The sequence below is a fragment of the Robertmurraya sp. GLU-23 genome (assembly GCF_052983275.1).
Window position 1 is genome coordinate 47,225 of the sequence record NZ_JBRKCV010000001.1, and the last position, 21,215, is coordinate 68,439.

General features: G+C 38.0%; 18 protein-coding genes. 17 read left to right on the plus strand and 1 reads right to left on the minus strand.

Annotated features, from left to right (window positions below):
* The first annotated feature begins 67 nt into the window (after positions 1–67).
* The 7 genes from ACVBAX_RS00230 (at position 68) to ACVBAX_RS00260 (ending at position 7,455) form a co-directional block, all read left to right on the plus strand.
* Positions 68–1,306: an NAD(P)-dependent malic enzyme gene (locus ACVBAX_RS00230; RefSeq protein ID WP_430776025.1), complete on the plus strand. Its 1,239-nt coding sequence runs from the start codon at positions 68–70 to the stop codon at positions 1,304–1,306.
* A 13-nt stretch (positions 1,307–1,319) separates the two neighbouring features.
* Positions 1,320–1,943, plus strand: coding sequence for a FadR/GntR family transcriptional regulator (locus ACVBAX_RS00235; RefSeq protein WP_447116005.1), 624 nt, complete (start codon positions 1,320–1,322; stop codon positions 1,941–1,943).
* A 142-nt stretch (positions 1,944–2,085) separates the two neighbouring features.
* Positions 2,086–2,967, plus strand: coding sequence for an acetyl-CoA carboxylase, carboxyltransferase subunit beta (accD, locus tag ACVBAX_RS00240; protein ID WP_447115462.1), 882 nt, complete (start codon positions 2,086–2,088; stop codon positions 2,965–2,967).
* Complete coding sequence (accA, locus tag ACVBAX_RS00245; protein WP_430776024.1) at positions 2,952–3,932, plus strand: acetyl-CoA carboxylase carboxyl transferase subunit alpha; 981 nt, start codon at positions 2,952–2,954, stop codon at positions 3,930–3,932. The genes accD and accA overlap by 16 nt, the downstream gene beginning before the upstream one ends.
* 293 nt (positions 3,933–4,225) lie before the next feature.
* The gene (gene pfkA, locus ACVBAX_RS00250; RefSeq protein ID WP_447115463.1) at positions 4,226–5,185 is read left to right on the plus strand and encodes a 6-phosphofructokinase; all 960 of its coding nucleotides are present in this window, start codon (positions 4,226–4,228) and stop codon (positions 5,183–5,185) included.
* A 32-nt stretch (positions 5,186–5,217) separates the two neighbouring features.
* Positions 5,218–6,975 carry a pyruvate kinase gene (pyk, locus tag ACVBAX_RS00255; protein WP_447115464.1) on the plus strand — a complete coding sequence of 586 codons (1,758 nt, stop codon included), beginning with the start codon at positions 5,218–5,220 and terminating at the stop codon, positions 6,973–6,975.
* Between the two features lie 93 nt (positions 6,976–7,068).
* Positions 7,069–7,455, plus strand: coding sequence for an FxsA family protein (locus tag ACVBAX_RS00260; protein WP_447115465.1), 387 nt, complete (start codon positions 7,069–7,071; stop codon positions 7,453–7,455).
* A 26-nt stretch (positions 7,456–7,481) separates the two neighbouring features.
* Here the strand turns inward: ACVBAX_RS00260 and ytvI are convergent, their stop codons facing one another.
* Positions 7,482–8,570, minus strand: a complete 1,089-nt coding sequence (gene ytvI / locus ACVBAX_RS00265) for a sporulation integral membrane protein YtvI (protein WP_447115466.1) — start codon at positions 8,568–8,570, stop codon at positions 7,482–7,484.
* A gap of 246 nt (positions 8,571–8,816) precedes the next feature.
* Here ytvI and ACVBAX_RS00270 point away from each other — a divergent pair, with 246 nt between their 5' ends.
* From ACVBAX_RS00270 to polA, 10 genes are all read left to right on the plus strand, one after another.
* Complete coding sequence (locus tag ACVBAX_RS00270; protein ID WP_447115467.1) at positions 8,817–9,275, plus strand: DUF441 domain-containing protein; 459 nt, start codon at positions 8,817–8,819, stop codon at positions 9,273–9,275.
* Between the two features lie 242 nt (positions 9,276–9,517).
* A complete protein-coding gene (citZ, locus tag ACVBAX_RS00275; RefSeq protein ID WP_430776018.1) occupies positions 9,518–10,636 on the plus strand; it encodes a citrate synthase in 1,119 nt (372 codons plus the stop codon).
* A 185-nt stretch (positions 10,637–10,821) separates the two neighbouring features.
* A complete protein-coding gene (gene icd, locus ACVBAX_RS00280) occupies positions 10,822–12,090 on the plus strand; it encodes an NADP-dependent isocitrate dehydrogenase (RefSeq protein ID WP_447115468.1) in 1,269 nt (422 codons plus the stop codon).
* Between the two features lie 105 nt (positions 12,091–12,195).
* Complete coding sequence (gene mdh, locus ACVBAX_RS00285) at positions 12,196–13,134, plus strand: malate dehydrogenase (protein ID WP_340904866.1); 939 nt, start codon at positions 12,196–12,198, stop codon at positions 13,132–13,134.
* Positions 13,135–13,249: 115 nt separating this feature from the next.
* Positions 13,250–13,726, plus strand: coding sequence for a MaoC/PaaZ C-terminal domain-containing protein (locus ACVBAX_RS00290; protein WP_447115469.1), 477 nt, complete (start codon positions 13,250–13,252; stop codon positions 13,724–13,726).
* A gap of 124 nt (positions 13,727–13,850) precedes the next feature.
* The gene (locus ACVBAX_RS00295; RefSeq protein ID WP_251513619.1) at positions 13,851–14,567 is read left to right on the plus strand and encodes a response regulator transcription factor; all 717 of its coding nucleotides are present in this window, start codon (positions 13,851–13,853) and stop codon (positions 14,565–14,567) included.
* The gene (gene pnpS, locus ACVBAX_RS00300) at positions 14,564–16,333 is read left to right on the plus strand and encodes a two-component system histidine kinase PnpS (RefSeq protein WP_430776015.1); all 1,770 of its coding nucleotides are present in this window, start codon (positions 14,564–14,566) and stop codon (positions 16,331–16,333) included. Before ACVBAX_RS00295 ends, pnpS begins: the two co-directional genes overlap by 4 nt.
* Before the next feature lie 222 nt (positions 16,334–16,555).
* Positions 16,556–17,521, plus strand: a complete 966-nt coding sequence (gene hflK, locus ACVBAX_RS00305; protein ID WP_447115471.1) for an FtsH protease activity modulator HflK — start codon at positions 16,556–16,558, stop codon at positions 17,519–17,521.
* Complete coding sequence (gene hflC, locus ACVBAX_RS00310) at positions 17,514–18,449, plus strand: protease modulator HflC (protein ID WP_447115472.1); 936 nt, start codon at positions 17,514–17,516, stop codon at positions 18,447–18,449. Before hflK ends, hflC begins: the two co-directional genes overlap by 8 nt.
* 114 nt (positions 18,450–18,563) lie before the next feature.
* Positions 18,564–21,197, plus strand: coding sequence for a DNA polymerase I (gene polA / locus ACVBAX_RS00315; protein ID WP_447115473.1), 2,634 nt, complete (start codon positions 18,564–18,566; stop codon positions 21,195–21,197).
* Positions 21,198–21,215 lie beyond the last annotated feature (18 nt).

The following is a 21,215-nucleotide window of genomic DNA, read 5'->3' on the forward strand; positions in this document are numbered from 1 at the left end:
TACGTGGTCTGACCACTAATGGGGATGGAGAAAAGAAAGTTATTTTAACTAAGGGGTGGAATGCATTTTGACTTTACGTGAAGAAGCATTACATATGCACAGAGTAAACAAGGGTAAGCTCGAGTCAAAATCAAAAGTTCAAGTTAGGAATGCAAATGATCTAAGTCTTGCCTATTCGCCAGGAGTGGCCGAGCCTTGTAAAGAAATTTATGACAAGCCTGAAACGGTCTATGATTATACGATGAAAGGGAATATGGTTGCTGTTGTTTCTGATGGAACAGCTGTACTTGGACTAGGAAACATCGGTCCAGAAGCGGCACTTCCGGTAATGGAAGGCAAAGCTGTTTTGTTCAAAAGCTTTGCAGGAGTTGATGCATTTCCAATCTGCTTAGGTACAACCGATGTCGAAAAAATTATTGAGACCGTCAAGTTACTAGAACCAACATTCGGGGGAATAAACCTTGAAGACATTGCTGCTCCTAATTGCTTTGTGATTGAGGAGAGGCTAAAAAAGGAAACAAATATACCTGTATTTCATGATGATCAGCACGGTACAGCAATCGTTACAGTGGCTGGTTTAGTGAACGCATTAAAGCTAGTTGGCAAATCGATGAATGAAATTAAGGTTGTAGCTAACGGAGCTGGTGCAGCAGGGATTGCTATTATGAAACTTTTATATACCTATGGTGTACGGGATATTATTATGTGTGACACAAAAGGGGCTATATACGAAGGTAGACCGTTTGGAATGAACGACATTAAAAATGAAATAGCTAAATATACAAATCGTAATCAAGAAACAGGTAGTCTTGCAGACGCATTAAAAGGTGCAGATGTGTTTATTGGAGTATCCGTTGCTGGTGCCTTAACGGGTGATATGATTCAAACAATGAATGAGGATCCTATTATTTTCGCAATGGCTAATCCAACACCGGAGATTATGCCTGATGAAGCAAAAAAAGCTGGAGCCAAGGTTATCGGAACAGGACGTTCTGACTTCCCGAACCAAGTAAATAATGTACTAGCCTTCCCTGGAATCTTCAGAGGTGCTTTAGACGTAAGAGCCACTCATATTAATGAAAAAATGAAGGTGGCAGCGGTTGAAGCGATTGCTAGTCTTGTTTCAGATGATGAGTTAAGCGCTGATTACGTTATTCCGGCACCATTCGATGCGAGAGTAGCGCCTGAGGTAGCAGCGGCAGTTGCGAAGGCAGCTATGGAAACAGGTGTAGCGAGAATGAAGGTTGACCCGCTAGAGATTAAGGCAAGAACTAGCCAGCTTTCCGTTATCGGAAAGAGCGAGTGATCTTAAAGTGAGTATTGAACCGGTGGAACGAGGATCAAAGATTTATCTAGAAATTGTCAAACAGCTTCGCAATATGATTGAACAGGATGGCTTAACACCCGGAGATAAAATTCCATCAGAGCGAGAACTTTGTGAGCGTCTTAATGTAGGACGCTCCTCTGTTCGTGAAGCTTTAAGAGCTTTAGAGCTTTTAGGACTTATTGAGACCCGCCGAGGAGAAGGTACCTTTATAAGAGATTTTCGCAGTAACCAACTTGTGCAGCTTCTCGGTACATTTGTGCTTCAAGATACAAAAGCAAAACAAGATGTGATTGAAACGAAATATTTAATCGAATTAGATTGTTTAAGACTTATTCTCCGAAGAAATAATGAAAAGCAACTAGAAGATTTAAAAAATTGGATTGAAACTTGTGAGTTTACGGACGATCAATTTTTTATAAAAATTGTTGAGCTTGCAGATAATCATTTATTCTATCGTATTTGGTCGATATTAAATGATTATTACGATGCACTAAAGCTTCCGAAGATGGAGAGAAAGGATCCGTTCTACTCTGCAATCGTACAAGCCTTACTAGGTGGAAATGAGGCGGATGTCCTTCGGGCCTACTATTCATTGCGAAAACTGTCGAATGACTAACGACAAATATCTGCAGAATTTTCTGTGACATTATACTAACATGATAAAAAGAACTAGACGAGCCTTCATATAATAAGGCATTATTTTTCACTATAGTGGTCTGACCACTGAGATTATTAGAAACATATGGGGAGGTTTAAGCTTGCCGATTAAAGACCTATTTACAAAATCAAAGAAGAAAAAATATGCAACAATTCCAACTGAAGCTGCAAAGCAAGATGTCCCAGAAGGGATAATGACCAAGTGTCCAAGCTGTAAGAAGATCATGTACTCCAAGGAGCTAATGAAGAACCTTAAGGTTTGTGCTCACTGTGGGTACCATCATCCGATGAATTCAAAAGAGAGGCTGAATAGCTTCATTGACGAAGGAAGCTTTGTTGAACTTGATCGTTATATGATTTCTGAGAACCCACTTGGATTCCCCGATTATATAGAAAAGCTTGAAAAAGATCGTCAGAAAACAAACTTAAATGAAGCAGTTGTGACAGGTGTGTGTAAAGTGGAAGGTCATGACGCAGTTGTTGCCGTGATGGATTCTACTTTTAGAATGGGAAGCATGGGTTCTGTAGTTGGTGAGAAGATTACGAGAGCGATTGAAAAAGCAGGTGAGCTATCGATACCATTTATCATCTTTACTGCATCTGGAGGAGCAAGGATGCAAGAGGGAGTATTGAGCTTAATGCAGATGGCCAAGACGAGTGTTGCGCTTAAAAAGTTTAGCGACGAAGGGAATCTGATCATTTCAATCATGACACACCCAACTACTGGCGGAGTATCTGCTAGCTTTGCTTCTCTTGGCGACTATAATTTTGCTGAACCAGGTGCATTAATTGGATTTGCGGGAAGAAGAATTATTGAACAAACCATTAGAGAAGACCTACCTGAGGATTTTCAAACAGCAGAATTTCTTTTAAAGCATGGTCAACTAGACGCGGTGATATCCAGAGGAGACTTGAGGGACAAAATTTCAACATTGCTTGATATTCATACGCCTGGAGGTGAAATTGAATGGTTGGAGAGCTAGAATTCGAAAAACCAGTCGTTGAGCTGAAAAAGAAAATTGCAGAATTAAAAGAATTTACTGCGAGTGCAGAAGTGGATTTGTCAGATGAAATTGAAAAGCTTGAGGCAAGACTTCAAAAGCTTGAAAAAGATATCTATGAAAACATGAAGCCATGGGATCGAGTACAAATTGCGAGACACCCTGCCAGACCAACTACTCTTGACTACTTATCCATTATCTTCTCTGATTTCATTGAATGTCATGGGGACCGCTTTTTTGGAGATGACGAAGCAATTGTGGCAGGAGTAGCAAAATTCCAAGGTTTGCCTGTTACTATTATTGGTCATCAGCGAGGGAAAGATACAAAGGAAAATATCCGGAGAAATTTCGGAATGCCACATCCTGAAGGATACCGTAAAGCACTGAGACTTATGAAGCAAGCCGAGAAATTCAATCGTCCGATTATTTGCTTTATAGATACAAAGGGTGCGTATCCTGGGAAAGCTGCCGAAGAAAGAGGTCAGAGCGAAGCCATTGCTAAAAACCTTTTTGAAATGGCAAGCTTAACCGTACCTATTGTTTGTATTGTCATAGGAGAAGGTGGAAGTGGTGGAGCTCTAGCGCTTGGTGTGGGTGATCATATCCATATGCTTGAAAATTCGACGTATTCGGTTATTTCCCCTGAGGGAGCTGCAGCTATTCTATGGAAGGATGCCTCTCTTGCGAAACAAGCAGCGGAAACGATGAAAATCACTGCACCAGACTTAAAGGACCTTGGAGTAATTGATGAAATTATTTCTGAGGTTAGAGGTGGAGCCCATAAAGATGTAACTGCTCAAGCAGAAAGCATTAGGGAAACGATCCAACAATCTTTAAGACAGTTGTTACAATTAAAAGAAAATGAACTGCTTGCTTTAAGATATGAAAAATACAAGAACATGGGTAAATATACATTTTTGCACGAATATATTGGCGTAAATGGATGAGTGTGTTTCGACACACTCTTTCTTATTTTTTAAGAGAAATCCCAATTAAATGACAGTGAAAATAGAATTATGAACTTTTTTAGAAAAAAAGAGTGGTATTAAGCGCTTTCAATTAAAAAACTATTTCGTCTATTGATTTTATGTTTATGATAGAGTTGAGAACATTGTTTCTTCATGGTATTTTAGAAATATTCCCGGGTATTCTGTAAATAATAGTAGTGCATCACATGTCGTATTATTCATCATCTAACTATACATAATACTTCAACAATCCAATACAGAGGTGATTTGCATTGAAAAGAATCGGTGTGTTAACAAGTGGTGGAGATTCACCAGGTATGAACGCAGCTGTACGTGCGGTCGTTCGTAAGGCAATTTTTAATGATATGGAAGTATATGGAGTTTATAATGGCTACTCAGGCTTAATTAACGGAAATATCAAGAAATTAGAACTAGGTTCTGTTGGTGATATAATTCATCGTGGAGGAACCATGCTTTATTCTGCTCGTTGTGAGGAGTTTAAAACAAAAGAAGGACAGCAAAAAGGAATTGAGCAATTAAAGAAATTTGGTATTGAAGGCCTAGTTGTTGTTGGTGGCGATGGTTCCTACAGAGGTGCAAAGGCATTAACAGAGCAAGGTTTCCCTTGTGTTGGTGTACCAGGTACAATTGATAATGATATACCAGGTACAGATTATACAATTGGATTTGATACTGCTCTAAATACGGTTATTGATGCGGTTGACAAAATTCGTGATACGGCAACTTCTCATGATAGAGCTTTTATTATCGAAGTTATGGGTCGAGATGCAGGAGATATTGCTCTTTGGGCTGGTTTAGCAGGAGGAGCTGAAACAATCATAATCCCAGAAGTTGGGTATGATATGGATGAAATTGCAGCTCGTTTGAAAAGTGGCCATGATCGTGGCAAGAAGCACAGTATCATTATTGTTGCAGAAGGTGTTTGCAGCGGTAATGAATTTAGTAAGAAAATCAAGGATGCAACCGACCTTGACACTCGTGTGTCTGTGTTAGGACATATTCAACGGGGTGGATCTCCTACTGCAGCAGATAGAGTACTTGCTAGTCGTTTAGGGGCATTTGCAGTTGAGTTATTGTTACAAGGCAAGGGTGGAAGAGCGGTAGGTATTGAAAAGAATGAGCTCGTTGACCACGATATCATTGAAATTTTAAATAGAAAACATGCGGTAAATCAAAGTATGTATAACTTGTCAAAAGAGCTGTCCATTTAAGGTTTTTAAAATATTAGGAGGTCCACAATTGTATGCGTAAAACGAAAATTGTTTGTACTATAGGCCCAGCAAGTGAAAGCGTAGAAAAATTAACACAGCTGATTGAGGCTGGAATGAATGTTGCTCGTCTTAACTTCTCTCACGGTGACCATGAAGAGCACGGTGCTCGTATCAGAAATATTCGCGAAGCTGCAAAGCAAACAGGAAAGACGGTTGCGATCCTTTTGGATACAAAAGGTCCAGAAATTCGTACAAATAATATGGTAGATGGTGCAATTGAGTTAGTTGCAGGAAACGATGTGATTGTTTCAATGACTGAGGTTGAAGGAACGGCCGATAAATTCTCAATTACATATCCTGGATTAATTGAAGATGTGAACGAAGGATCAAAAATTTTACTAGATGACGGTTTAATCGGCTTGGAAGTAACTAAGATTGACCGTAATGCTGGAGAAATTCATACGAAAATTTTAAATACGGGCACACTTAAAAATAAAAAAGGTGTTAACGTACCAGGTGTTTCTGTTAATCTTCCAGGAATAACAGAAAAGGATGCAAACGATATTATTTTTGGTATCGAGCAAGGAATTGATTTTATTGCTGCTTCTTTTGTACGTCGTGCATCAGATGTACTAGAAATTCGTCGTCTATTAGAGGAACATAATGCAACACATATCCACATTATCCCTAAGATTGAAAATCAAGAAGGTGTTGATAAAATCGACGAAATTCTTGAAATCTCTGACGGGCTAATGGTTGCACGTGGTGACCTTGGGGTAGAAATTCCAGCGGAAGAGGTACCTCTTGTTCAAAAAAGCTTAATTAAAAAATGTAATGCACAAGGGAAGCCAGTTATTACGGCTACTCAAATGCTTGATTCTATGCAACGTAATCCCCGTCCAACAAGAGCGGAAGCAAGTGACGTAGCAAATGCGATTTTTGATGGAACAGACGCTATTATGCTTTCAGGGGAAACAGCTGCAGGTGTGTATCCTGTAGAAGCGGTTCAAACGATGCATAATATTGCATCTCGTGCAGAATCTGCATTAGATCATAAAGAAATCTTATCTAACCGTAGCAAAGACAATGAACATAATATTACAGATGCAATTGGACAATCTGTTGCACACACAGCATTAAACCTAGGTGCTAATGCAATCATTGCTCCTACGGAAAGTGGTCATACGGCTAGAATGATCTCTAAATACCGTCCAAAAGCTCCAATCGTTGCTGTAACATCTGATGACGGTGTATCTCGTCGCTTATCACTAGCTTGGGGTGTGTATCCTCAAATCGGAAAAAAAGCGACTACTACGGATGAGATGCTTGATACAGCAGTAGAGGAAAGCTTAAACAGCGGTATCGTTTCTCGCGGAGATTTAGTGGTAATTACTGCAGGAGCGGTAAATGTTAAAGGTACAACAAACTTAATGAAAATCCATGTGGTTGGCGATGTAGTATTAAAAGCTCAAGGAATCGGAAGAAAAACAGCTTTTGGTAAAGTTGTGATTGCTAATTCAGCGAAAGAAGCATTAGAAAGAGTAACAGAAGGTTCTATCCTTGTTACGATTGGCTCAGATGCGGATATGGTTCCGGCAATTGAGAAATGCAGCGCGTTAGTTACGGAAGAAGGTGGCTTAACAAGTCATGCTGCAGTAGTAGGACTTAGCCTTGGAATTCCAGTAATTGTAGGCGCTGAAGGTGCAACTGCTAGCTTAAAGGATGGACAAGAAATTACAATTGACGCATCCCATGGTGTTATTTATAACGGTCACGCAAGCGTACTATAATAAAAGATGAAGAAGTAGCCGAGTTGGCTGCTTCTTTTTTGCTGTTTTTAAGGAATACACATATAATAAAAGGACAACTAGGAGGCGATTATTTTGCGTTATATCGTTTTACTATTAATTATCATACCGGCAGCAGAAATCGGACTTTTGTTATTATCAGGTAAGACCATTGGCATCTGGACCACCATAACGCTTATTATTCTAACGGGCTTGCTTGGTGCCTACCTAGCAAAGCAACAAGGACTAGACACGATCAGAAAGGCTCAACATCTCCTACAATCAGGTCAAATGCCTGGCGATGTTCTATTGGATGGAGTTTGTATTATTATCGGAGGGACACTTCTATTAACACCAGGTTTTATAACAGATGCAACGGGCTTCCTATTACTAGCCCCTCCAACAAGAAAATTCTTCAAAATCATACTCAATAAAGCATTCCAAAATTGGATGAATAAAGGAAGAATTAAGATTATTAAATAAAAAAGTCCATTCATGAGAATGGACTTTTATGCTTCTTTCCCCTTAATAAAGGACCAAATATCTTTAAATACATTTGCTCGGTGCAAGGTTGTGATGATCACGAGGGTCACAGGTCCTGCAATTAACCCTAAAAAGCCAATTAATTTAAACCCAACAAATAACGCGATTAAAGTTGCAAGAGGATCTAGACCTATATTTGAAGATAATACTTTTGGCTCCATGACTTGTCGTTGGACAAGTACAATGATATACAAAACTCCTAAACCAATTGCTAAACTCATCTCTCCAGCAATGACCTCATAAATAATCCATGGAACAAACACAGCACCTGTTCCTAAGTAAGGAATAATATCGACTAATCCTGTTACAAGTGCGATAGTAATCGCATAATCTACACGTAAGATTAGAAGCCCAATAAGGATGATCACAGTAGTAATAGATATTAAAGTTAGCTGAGCCTTTATAAAGCCGAACAGCGCTTTTTTTAAATCTTCAAGCACCCTCTTTGTACTGCTTTTTGCACGGTTTGGAATAATCTTATTGCTAAACCGTGATAGACGATACCAATCCTTACTAATGAAAAAAGTTGCCAACAAGGAGAATATGACTACGGTTGCAGCATTTGGAAACCAAGATAGGATATTAGGTATATTTCCAAAGAAACTTTGAACAAAATCACCAATCGTAGATCCAATTGTTCTTCCCACATTTTGTATATTGGTTAAAATCGTGTCTTGCTGACCAGTATCTAAAGAATTAAATAGGCTTGTTAATTGGTTATAAAGAGGAATAATCTGTGCAGCGATAAAGTCCTCGATAAAATTAATAAGAGTATCTAAATGTCTTGGTACGACATCAGCTAAATAGTCTGCACCCGACACAATTTCTGCAATTAATAGAGTAATGAATCCTGCAAATAAAGCAAAAATAAAGATAATCCCTATTAAAACAGCAAGTGTTCTAGGTAACCGAGCTTTGCTTTCTAAAAAATTTACAAATGGATTTAGCATAAAAGCAATTAAAAGGCCGATGATAAAAGGGTATGTAACCTTTGAAATTTGAATTAGGATAAAAACGGATAAAAATATACTAACAATTACGATCAAAAAGCGCATAGTTCTAAATAAATAGGTGAGATTCAGATAAATCGCCCTCCTAATAGTTGAGTAAATGGTAGACTAAAGGACTTGCTTACTCTTTATTTTACCTACGTATGAAGATTATGGAAAGTTTTGTTTATAAAGAATAATGGGTTACTTATATTTCGACAAATCTTGTGGGTTTCAGAAAGGAAGGTTTGATTGTTTATTTGCTAAGTTTTCCTATGGTAAAATAACGTCTATATAGAGGAGGCCTTGAGATTGCTAACACAAGCTAGCTTATTTTTGATCATTTTATTACTAATTGGTTTTATCGCAAAAAACCAATCTTTAATTATAGCCGTTGGGGCACTATTGATACTTAAAATAATTGGTGTGGATTCAAAAATATTTTCTTATATCCAATCAAAAGGAATTAATTGGGGAGTAACGGTCATTACTTTCGCCGTATTAGCTCCTATTGCAAGTGGTGAAATAGGATTTAAAGACCTAACGGCTGCCTTTAAATCCCCTTATGCATGGATTGCTTTAGTATCCGGGATGGCGGTAGCGTTAATAGCCAAAGGTGGCATAACACTCTTAGCGAAGGATCCCCACATTACCACCGCTCTTGTGCTGGGAACGATCTTGGCTGTTTCTCTTTTTAAGGGTGTTGCAGTAGGACCATTAATTGGTGCAGGTATCGCGTACTTAGCCATGAAATTTTTTGAACTCTTCTAAAAGGTGATAAGTTTTATGAATTACTAGGCTTAAGTTTTTCTAATAAAATATTAATTTTTTCACATTTTAGGCGGTTTTCGTTCACAAATGTCAGATAATTGTTTATAATAGGACTTGTAAGCGCATCCTTTTTATGGGTGTGAAAAAATTTATAGTCTTATAGATATCTATAATGTTAATATTTTAATAACTCAGAGAGTTTAGAAGGGTTAGCGAATCACTTTGTAAAGGAGAGGGTCAATATGACAGCAACACGTGGTCTTGAAGGGGTAGTAGCTACGACTTCCTCTGTCAGTTCAATCATTGATGATACACTAACATACGTAGGGTACGATATTGATGATTTAGCAGAGAATGCCAGCTTTGAAGAAGTAATCTATCTTCTTTGGCATAGAAGACTTCCTACACAGCAAGAACTAGCAGAGTTAAAAAGCCAATTGTCGGTAAATGCAGAGCTACCCAAACAAGTGCTTGAGCATTTTAAGTTATATCCAATTAATGAAGTACACCCAATGGCTGCACTTCGTACGGCTGTTTCGCTATTAGGCTTGTATGACGAAGAAAGTGATGTAATGGAAGAGCAAGCAAACTATCGCAAGGCAGTTCGTCTTCAAGCTAAGATGCCTGCAATTGTGACAGCATTTGCACGTATTCGAAAAGGGTTGGAGCCAATTCCGCCTAGAACGGACTTAAGCTTTGCAGCTAATTTCCTTTATATGCTTTCAGGAAAAGAGCCAGAGCCAATTGCAGTCGAAGCATTTAACAAGGCACTTGTCCTTCATGCAGATCATGAATTAAATGCGTCTACATTTACAGCTCGTGTATGTGTAGCAACTTTATCAGATGTATACTCTGGTGTAACATCAGCTATTGGAGCATTAAAAGGTCCTTTACATGGTGGAGCAAATGAAGCTGTAATGAAGATGTTAACTGAGATTGGGACTTTAGAAAATGTTGATACTTATGTTCGTGGTAAATTAGCGAACAAGGAAAAAATCATGGGCTTTGGTCACCGTGTTTACAGAAAAGGAGACCCTCGTGCAAAACACTTAAAGCTTATGGCAGAGAAACTCACTAACTTAACAGGCGAACCACATTGGTTTGAAATGTCTACAAAAATTGAGAACATTGTAACCGGTGAAAAGAATCTTCCACCAAACGTAGACTTCTACTCTGCTTCTGTATATCATAGCTTAGGAATTGACCACGATTTATTTACCCCGATCTTTGCAGTAAGCCGCGTTTCCGGTTGGTTAGCTCATATTCTTGAACAATATGAAAATAATCGATTGATTCGTCCAAGAGCAGACTATACTGGTCCTGGAATGCAAAAATATGTAGCGATTGAGCAAAGAGGTTAACTTAAAAAGAATACAGCATTTTACTTTTAGCAAAAATATTGCTGTAATAGAGAGGAGAGGTTAGAGGCATTTGGCTCTAACCTTTGATTCTGATGTTGCCCGCTATGGATAGAAATCTTTTATACATATTGATTGACCTTGAGTGAGGCACATCTTGTTAGACAAAATGGAGGGAGAATTATACTATGCAAGGTGAAAAAATTACTGTAACAAATGGAGTTTTAAATGTACCAAATCATCCAGTAGTACCTTTTATTGAAGGAGACGGCACGGGACCTGATATTTGGGCTGCAGCATCTAGAGTGCTTGATGCTGCTGTTGAAAAAGCTTATAACGGTGAAAAGAAGATTGTATGGAAAGAAGTACTTGCAGGTGAAAAAGCGTTCAATCAAACAGGAGAATGGCTACCAAAAGAAACGTTAGAGTTAATTAACGAATATTTGATTGCTATTAAAGGACCTTTAACAACACCAATTGGTGGCGGAATTCGTTCACTGAATGTGGCTCTTCGCCAAGAGCTTGATTTATATGTATGTTTACGTCCAGTTCGCTGGTTTGAAGGAGTTCCTTCTCCAGTTAAACGTCCACAAGATACGGATATGGTAATCTTCCGTGAAAATACAGAAGACATTTACGCTGGTATTGAATATGCAAAAGGTTCGGATGAAGTGAAAAAGCTAATTTCTTTCCTTCAAAATGAAATGGGAGTAAATAAAATCCGCTTCCCAGAAACATCAGGCCTTGGAATCAAGCCAGTTTCTGAAGAAGGAACTGCTCGTCTAGTTCGTGCTGCAATTGAGTATGCGATCAAAGAGGGACGTAAATCTTTAACTCTTGTTCATAAAGGTAACATCATGAAATTCACTGAAGGTGCGTTTAAGAACTGGGGTTATGAGCTTGTTGAGAGAGAATACGGTGATAAAGTATTCACATGGGCACAGTATGACCGTATAAAGGATGAACAAGGCACAGAGGCTGCAAATCAAGCTCAAGCAGATGCAGAAGCTCAAGGGAAAATCATCGTGAAAGATGCAATTGCAGATATTTTCCTACAACAAATTCTAACTCGCCCACGTGAGTTTGATGTAGTTGCTACAATGAACCTTAACGGAGACTATATTTCAGATGCGTTAGCTGCACAAGTAGGTGGAATTGGAATTGCACCTGGGGCAAACATCAACTATGTAACAGGTCATGCTATTTTTGAAGCTACACACGGTACAGCACCAAAGTATGCTGGATTAGATAAAGTAAACCCTTCATCTGTTATTCTATCTGGTGTATTAATGCTTGAACATCTAGGCTGGAATGAAGCAGCGAAGTTAATCATCGATTCAATGGAAAAGTCAATCGCTTCTAAAGTGGTTACTTATGACTTTGCACGATTGATGGACGGAGCAACAGAAGTGAAGTGCTCAGAATTTGGAGATGTGCTTATTAAGAACATGGGATAAATTGTTCTAGAGGCTGTTCTTTCTAGAACAGCCTTTTTATAATTGTTTAGCTTTTATGAAAAGTGACTTAGGGCAATGACTTTCAAAATGTAGGGGGAAAAGGTTATGTCAATGAAGCGTAAAAAGATCTCGGTAATTGGTGGGGGCTTTACTGGAGCTACAACAGCTTTTCTACTTGCACAAAAAGAACTTGGAGATGTCGTTTTGCTGGATATACCGCAAATGGAAAATCCAACAAAGGGAAAGGCTTTAGATATGCTTGAAGCAAGTCCGGTTCAAGGGTTTGATGCAAATATTACAGGCACAGCAGATTATGCAGATACGAAGGATTCTGATATTGTTGTTATCACCGCAGGAATCGCAAGAAAACCTGGAATGAGTCGAGATGATCTTGTTCAAACCAATCAAAAGGTTATGAAAGCTGTTGCATCAGAAGTAGCTAAATACTCACCAAACTGTACGATTATCGTTTTGACAAATCCAGTGGATGCAATGACCTATACGGTTTTCCAAGAAACGGGTTTCCCAAAAAATCGTGTAATTGGTCAATCAGGTGTTCTTGATACTGCACGCTTCCGTACATTTGTGGCCCAAGAGTTAAATTTATCTGTTAAAGACATAACTGGCTTTGTCCTAGGTGGCCACGGTGACGATATGGTCCCTCTTGTTAGATACTCATATGCTGGTGGAATTCCACTTGAGACATTACTTTCGAAGGAACGCCTAGAGGCTATTGTTGAACGTACGAGAAAAGGTGGAGGAGAAATTGTTAATCTATTAGGAAATGGAAGTGCTTACTATGCACCTGCTGCTTCTCTAGTAGAAATGTGTGAAGCAATCTTAAAGGATCAGCGTCGTGTTCTTCCATCTATTGCTTACCTTGAGGGGGAATATGGATATAAAGGTATTTACCTAGGGGTACCAACGATCCTCGGAGCTAATGGAATAGAACAAGTAATTGAGCTTGAGTTAACAGATGAAGAAAAGAGTGCCTTAGATAAATCAGCAGCTGCTGTACGAAATGTAATGGACGTATTAGTTTAATAAAATCGAAAATTCGGGGGTTCTTCCCCGAATTTTTTGTTCTTCTATGCTTTTGCTATAATAATTTATAGGGTTCGATAGGAGAACGATTTCATTTATTGGAGGTATCGTCAGCATGTTGTTAGGTAAAAAGAGAAAAATGGGCCGTAAAATTAATGAGATTTCTAGAGGAGAAAAACTTTCCCTGACAGAAAAGATTGAAGATAAGGACTTACTACTATATCTTGGTCTAACGAATGACGCGAACCCGTTGTATATTCAGCATGATTATGCTTCACAAACTCCTTTTAAAAAGCCACTGGTGCCTAGTATTATGCTCACCGGAATCATTACTTCTGCAATTTCAAAATATTTGCCTGGGCCAGGTAGCCACATCCTAAAACAGGATATTGAATATGTGAAACCAGTATATCATTATGAAATGATTGATTTCATGTTCGAAGTGACAGAAGTAAGTATAAGCAATCATACAATTGAAATTACAGTTGAAGGGAAAAATGAAGAGGAAGAACAAGTACTAAAAGCACTCCTTTTAGTTTGTCCTCCTCATCAATTAGAGGCGTTAGATGGTCATGCATTGGAAAATTTTTAACAGTAAATGGACGTGCTTTTTAAGAGTACGTCTCTTTTTTATGAATTTTTTGTTATCTTTATTAAATGAATATGTATTATAATGGATGTGGATGATGGGGTAATACGTTAATGTGGAGGCTTTTATGGAAAAAAGAGTGCTTGTAGTCGATGATGAGCAGTCAATTGTAACGCTCCTGCAGTACAATTTACAACAGGCTGGTTATGAAGTGTTAACTGCTGCGGATGGGGAAGAAGGACGAAATATTGCTTTGGAACAAGAACTAGACTTAATTATTTTGGATTTAATGCTTCCGAAGCTTGATGGAATTGAAGTTTGTAAACAGCTTCGTCAACAGAAAATCTTGACGCCTATTCTTATGTTGACTGCAAAAGACGATGAGTTTGACAAAGTTCTCGGACTTGAACTAGGTGCAGATGATTATATGACAAAACCGTTTAGTCCAAGAGAAGTCATAGCGAGAGTCAAAGCAATTCTTAGAAGAACCCAAGTACAACCAGAACCAGTTGCGGTACAAGAAGAGGAAAAAGATGTGCTTCAGGTGGCAGAGCTGAAAATTTATCCTGAACAGTATGAGGCGTATTCTGGAGATATATTACTGGAGCTCACTCCAAAAGAATTTGAATTATTACTCTATTTAGCAAGACACAAAGGAAGAGTTCTAACACGAGATCAGCTTTTAAGTGCGGTATGGAATTATGATTTTGCAGGAGACACGCGAATTGTTGATGTTCATATTAGCCACTTAAGAGAGAAAATTGAACAAAATACAAAAAAACCAGTTTATATAAAAACGATTCGAGGCTTAGGCTATAAGATGGAGGAGCCTAAGGGAGAATGATAAAATTTCGAACGAGACTCTTGTTTGCCCTAATTATGCTTATTTTTATTGTACTAATAGGTTTAGGCCTATTGTTAGGACAATTGTTCAAAGGATACTATATTGATTCCTTTGATGGGAGGATGAAGCAGGAAACAAAGCTAGTCTCTACGTATATTCGAGATACTGGTGGCATAAGCGATATTTCTAAAGATAGAATAAACGAGTTTAGTGATACGTTAAGTTCTCGAATCACGATACTAGAGAATAATGGAAATGTTATTTATGACAGTGGTGCCCTAGAAAATACGAGTAATAAGAGGCATGAAAGTGTCCTAAAGTCCATCTTTGAAAATCAATTAGAAAAAGAAGATGAAATCATTGAAGTAGGTGGAGGATATAATCTTCACTATTATTGGGACAGTGTAGATTCTAATGGTGAGACTGAGGGAATCATTGTATTAAGTACGAAACTAACAGAAATAAAAAATGCATACGAACAGATCTGGTGGATATTAACCATTTCACTCGGGATCGCATTATTTGTCATTATTTTATTGGGTTATAAAATAACGATCATGTACACAAAGCCGATAGAATCTGCTACCAATGTAGCTATTGAGCTAGCGAAAGGAAATTATCGTGCTAGAACGTACGAGGATCATGCTGATGAAACAGGTATGCTTAGCAGTTCAATTAATATTTTAGCGCGAAATCTACAGGAGCTCATGAAGTCGAAGGAAATTCAACAAGATCGCTTAGGGACCTTAATTGAAAATATGGGAAGCGGACTTATATTAATTGATAGTCGTGGCTATATTAATTTGGTCAATCGGACGTATAAAGAGATTTTTCAAATAGAATCAAATGAGTATTTGGAAAAGCTTTACTACGAAGTGATTGACCAAAAAGACATTTGTGATTTAATAGAAGAAATCTTTATGACTGAACACAAAATTAGAAAACAACTAATTGTTCCTGTAGGGATTGAGAGAAGACATTTTGAAGTTTATGGTGTTCCAATTATCGGCCTAAACGATGTTTGGAAAGGGATTTTATTAGTTTTCCATGATATCACTGAGATTAAGAAGCTTGAACAAATGCGTAAAGATTTTGTTGCAAATGTATCACATGAGTTAAAGACACCGATTACTTCTATAAAGGGATTTTCCGAAACCTTACTAGATGGAGCCATGGAGGACAGGCAGACTTTAGAGGCTTTCCTAACGATTATTTTGAAAGAAAGCGATCGTTTACAAACATTAATACAAGACTTATTAGATCTTTCAAAGATGGAGAAGCAAGGCTTTCAATTGTCCATCCAAAAAATAAATATTGTTGAAGTGTTACATGAAGTTCTTCCCATTTTAGCAGGTAAGGCAATTGAAAAGAAAATTGACCTTCAATTTGAAGCCGAGGAAGAAGCGATCTTTGTTGAAGGTGACGTATATAGATTAAAACAAGTGTTTATTAATTTAATAACGAATGCCATTTCCTACACTCCTGAAGGGGGTACTGTAAAGGTCGAAGTTCGTGAAAGGACAAGCAAGATAAGAATAAAGGTCATAGATACGGGTATTGGAATTGAGCGAAAGGAAATTCCAAGAATCTTTGAACGTTTTTATCGAGTGGACCGAGCAAGAAGTAGAAACTCTGGTGGTACAGGTTTAGGCTTAGCCATTGTGAAGCATTTGATTGAAGCTCATAGAGGGAACATCCGAGTAGAAAGTAAGGTTGGAAGAGGGACCACTTTCATTATTGAACTATTAAAAGAGATTCCTAAATAATATAGGTGACTTGGATACAGATTTTACAGTACATTTACAATTATTATAATATTCCTTAATAATTGTTCTGTAATATCATAAGGGAAAACCCCTTCATCCAAGGACATAAAGAAAAGGTGAAAGCTAACCCCGCTTTCACCTTTTCTTTTTTATTGAAACCTTCTTCACGCCCATTCGTATAACAATTAACTGTTCTTAATAAAGAGAAAGAGGTGAAGGTTGTTGCTTAGTTTAAAAAGAATTTATTCATTGGTAGGTCTAATACTTTTAATTATAGTACTAAGTTTTGTAGTTTTTACGACGTGGTATACGGTTGATGAATCAGAACAGGCTGTTATATTAACCTTTGGGAAGGTAGAAGAAGGAATAACAGAACCTGGGTTACATTTTAAAATGCCTTGGCCTATTCAAAATGTAGAGAAGCTTTCGAAGGAAACGTTTAGTTTACAGTTTGGATATGAAGAAAAAGATGGCGAAATTGTTGAGTTCGATAATGAAACAAAAATGATTACAGGCGATGAAAACATCGTTCTGGCAGATCTTGTTGTTCAATGGAAGATAACGACGCCTTCTAAATACCTATATAATGCAGATAATCCAGAAGAGATTTTACGTGATGCCACTTCAGCATCTCTTCGTAGCATTATAGGAAGCTCCAAAATTGATGATGCCTTAACCTCCGGGAAAGGTGAAATAGAAGCAAGTGTCAGAGAACTACTGTCGGCGTTAATGGATAAATACGATATAGGGATTACTATTATGGCGGTGAAGCTGCAAGATGTGGAGCTTCCGAATGAAGAAGTTCGTAAAGCATTTACGAATGTTACAGATGCTCGTGAAACGATGAATACAAAAATTAACGAGGCGAAGAAGTATCAAAATCAAAAAATCAATGAAGCAGAAGGAGAAAAGAAAGCCCTTGTATCAAGAGCTGAGGGGGACCAATCAGCAAGAATTGAGATTGCTAGAGGAGATGTAGCGGTTTTTAATAAGCTCTACGAAGAATATAAAAACAATCCTGAAGTAACTAGACAAAGGCTTGTGTTAGAAACGTTAGAGGAAGTATTACCAGGAACAGAGATTTATATTATGAATGATGATGGTGATACATTGAAGTATTTCCCGATTAGACCACTAGAAAAAGAAGAAGCAAAACCTGCGGCAGAGGGGAGTGGAAACAATGAGTGATGGAAATGTAATCGATATGAAAGAGCGTTCTGGAGATGGGTTTAAGTGGCGGAATTATACCAAATTTGGATTGATCGCGCTTTTAATCCTTCTATTGATTGGGATCACTCTCACCAATTTATTTATCGTTAAGGAAGGAGAATACCGAGTGATTCGCCAATTCGGTGAAGTGGTTCGAATTGAGAGTACTCCTGGTCTTAGCTATAAAATCCCATTTGTTCAAAGTGTTTCGACTCTCCCAAAATATCAAATGACCTATGATGTTAATGAAGCTGAAATTAATACAAAAGATAAAAAGCGTATGTTGATTGACAATTATGCTGTTTGGAAAATTGAAGATCCTAAAAAAATGATCTCGAATGCAAGAACGCTTGAAAATGCTGAAGGTAGAATGGAGGAGTTTATATACTCCGTTGTTCGATCAGAGCTTGGAAAATTAAACTATGAAGAAATCATTAATGATGAGGCGTCAACTAGAGGTTCTTTAAATGATAAAATTACAGAGAAGGTTAATGAACTCCTCTCACAAGATAATTACGGAATCGTTGTAACGGATGTGCGTATGAAAAGAACCGATCTCCCGAAGGAAAACGAACAGTCGGTGTTCACTCGGATGATCTCAGAACGTGAATCAAAGGCACAGGAGTATTTATCAATAGGGGATGCAGAGAAAAACATCATTATTGCAGATACGGATCGCCAGGTGAAGGAAACACTAGCGAAGGCGCAAGCAGATGCCGAAACGATTCGTGCGGAGGGAGAAGCACAAGCTGCAAAGGTATATAATGAGGCATTCTCGAAAGACCCAAACTTCTATCAATTATTTAGAACATTAGAATCGTATAAAAAGACAATTAACGGTGAAACGGTTATTGTTTTACCATCAGATTCACCTTATGCCCGTTTGCTTATGGGATATACAGAGTAAATATAAAGCCGGCGTTTTCCTTTCCTATCATGGTCATGGTAGAATAAAGAAGGAAAACACTGGCTTTTTTACATATTACATGAGACAAGCTTTAGTTAGAAAGGGAGGCTTCCTTTGAAAAAGAAACTCGTATTAATTGATGGAAATAGCATTGCTTACCGGGCATTTTTTGCTCTGCCATTGCTCAACAATGATAAAGGAATTCATACGAATGCCGTTTATGGATTTACGATGATGCTCTTGAGGATATTGGAGGATGAGAAGCCATCACATATAATGGTTGCGTTTGATGCTGGAAAAACAACCTTTCGCCATAAGACATTTAGTGAGTATAAGGGTGGGCGTCAAAAAACACCACCTGAGCTATCCGAACAATTTCCTTTTATTCGAGAAGTATTGGACGCATATCGAATCAAAAGATATGAACTTGAAAACTATGAAGCAGATGATATTATTGGTACTTTGTCGAAGAAGGCAGAGGAAGATGGCTATGAAGTAAAGGTTATTTCAGGAGATAAAGATTTAACCCAGTTGAGTTCTGAAAAAACAACTGTTGCGATCACCAAAAAAGGAATCACAGAAATTGAGGAATATACTCCAGAGCATATCAAAGAAAAATATGGTTTAACACCAAAGCAGATCATTGATATGAAAGGGTTGATGGGGGATACTTCTGATAATATTCCTGGTGTTCCTGGAGTTGGAGAAAAAACCGCTATTAAACTGTTAGCGGAGTTTGAGACACTCGAAAAACTGCTAGAGTCGATAGACCAAGTGAGCGGAAAGAAATTAAAAGAAAAACTTGAGGAATTTAAAGACCAGGCCATTATGAGTAAAGAGCTTGCGACCATAACAAGAGAAGCACCAGTTACGGTACAACTTGAAGAATTCGAATATGACGAGTTTGACCGTGACAAGGTTGTACAGTTATTTAAAGAATTAGGTTTTAATTCACTACTGGATAAATTGGGAGATCACACAGGAGATTCTGTGGAAGAACCTTTGGAGAGTGTTGAATACACAACTGTACAAGAAGTAACAGATGAACTATTTGCAGATGAAAATGCCTTATACATTGAAGTGTTAGAGGATAATTATCATTATGCTGATATTGTGGGTATTTCACTAGTCAATGAAAGGGGGAACTTTTTCATTCCTACCAATGTCGCTATAGAGTCATCCGTTTTTAAAATTTGGGCTGAAAATGAAGCTTCAAAAAAAATCGTATATGATGCGAAAAGGACAGAGGTATCACTAAGACATCACCATATCCACCTTAAAGGGATTGAGTTTGACTTACTGTTAGCCTCCTATATTATGAATCCAGCCGAGTCTGTTGATGATATTTCAACGACTGCTAAACGCTATGGTTTTACGAGTATTAATTCTGATGAGGCTTTTTACGGAAAAGGGGCTAAGAGAAAGATTCCTGAACCGGAACAGCTTGGAGAGCATCTCGTTCGAAAAGGGCTTGTATTACAAGATCTACGAGATAAGCTTGAACAAGAGTTAAAAGCAAATGAACAATTTGAACTTTATTATGATTTAGAGCTTCCTCTATCTTTGATACTAGCCGATATGGAATCTTGTGGGATTAAGATTGACCTCAACCGACTTCATGCGATGGGAGAAGCAATTACAACTCAACTAACTACTATTGAAGCTCGTATTTATGATCTTGCAGGCGAAAGCTTTAATATTAATTCACCAAAGCAGTTAGGCGTCATTCTCTTTGAAAAGTTACAACTTCCGGTAGCGAAAAAGACAAAAACAGGCTATTCAACCTCTGCAGATGTACTGGAGAAGCTTGAAGAAGAGCATGAAATTATTCGAGAAATCTTAAATTACCGTCAGCTTGGTAAGCTTCAGTCCACTTATATTGAAGGATTACTTAAAGTGATTAATCCTACAACAAATAAAGTTCATACAAGATTTAACCAGGCTTTAACTCAGACTGGAAGATTAAGCTCAACAGATCCAAATTTACAAAATATCCCTATTAGACTGGAAGAAGGTCGTAAAATTCGTCAAGCCTTTATTCCGTCTGAGGAAGGCTGGGTCATTTTTGCAGCTGATTACTCACAAATTGAATTACGTGTGTTGGCGCATATTGCAAATGACGAAAAGCTAATCGAAGCCTTTCAAGAGGGTCTAGACATTCATACAAAAACAGCGATGGATGTGTTTCATGTATCCAAGGAAGAAGTAACTTCTAACATGAGACGGCATGCAAAAGCGGTAAACTTTGGAATTGTTTACGGCATCAGTGATTATGGGTTGTCACAGAGCTTAAACATTACACGTAAAGAAGCAGGTAGCTTTATTGAAAGATACTTAGAAAGTTATCCAGGTGTGAAAGAATATATGGAAGAAATCGTAAAAGATGCAAAGCAAAAGGGATTCGTGTCAACCCTTCTGCACCGCCGAAGATATATTCCTGAAATAACGAGTAGAAACTTCAATCTTCGTAGTTTTGCGGAACGGACGGCAATGAATACGCCAATTCAAGGAAGTGCGGCGGATATTATAAAAAAAGCAATGATAGATATGGCGGATAGGCTCGAAAAAGAAAAACTTAAAACACGATTGCTGCTATCTGTACACGATGAATTAATATTCGAAGCACCAGAAGAAGAAATCGAGCGATTGAAGGAAATTGTCCCTGATGTAATGGAACATACAGTGGAGTTGAAGGTGCCACTTAAGGTTGATTATTCCTACGGTCCGACTTGGTTTGACGCGAAATAAAGGCAGTTGGGAGGAAGA

Coding starts and splice junctions, on each gene's coding strand:
- ACVBAX_RS00295 (WP_251513619.1), top strand. CDS start 13,851: ATGGAAAAAAGAGTGCTTGTAGTCGATGATGAGCAGTCAATTGTAACG.
- icd (WP_447115468.1), top strand. CDS start 10,822: ATGCAAGGTGAAAAAATTACTGTAACAAATGGAGTTTTAAATGTACCA.
- mdh (WP_340904866.1), top strand. CDS start 12,196: ATGTCAATGAAGCGTAAAAAGATCTCGGTAATTGGTGGGGGCTTTACT.
- accA (WP_430776024.1), top strand. CDS start 2,952: ATGGTTGGAGAGCTAGAATTCGAAAAACCAGTCGTTGAGCTGAAAAAG.
- citZ (WP_430776018.1), top strand. CDS start 9,518: ATGACAGCAACACGTGGTCTTGAAGGGGTAGTAGCTACGACTTCCTCT.
- hflC (WP_447115472.1), top strand. CDS start 17,514: ATGAGTGATGGAAATGTAATCGATATGAAAGAGCGTTCTGGAGATGGG.
- ytvI (WP_447115466.1), bottom strand. CDS start 8,570: ATGCGCTTTTTGATCGTAATTGTTAGTATATTTTTATCCGTTTTTATC.
- ACVBAX_RS00290 (WP_447115469.1), top strand. CDS start 13,250: ATGTTGTTAGGTAAAAAGAGAAAAATGGGCCGTAAAATTAATGAGATT.
- pyk (WP_447115464.1), top strand. CDS start 5,218: ATGCGTAAAACGAAAATTGTTTGTACTATAGGCCCAGCAAGTGAAAGC.
- pnpS (WP_430776015.1), top strand. CDS start 14,564: ATGATAAAATTTCGAACGAGACTCTTGTTTGCCCTAATTATGCTTATT.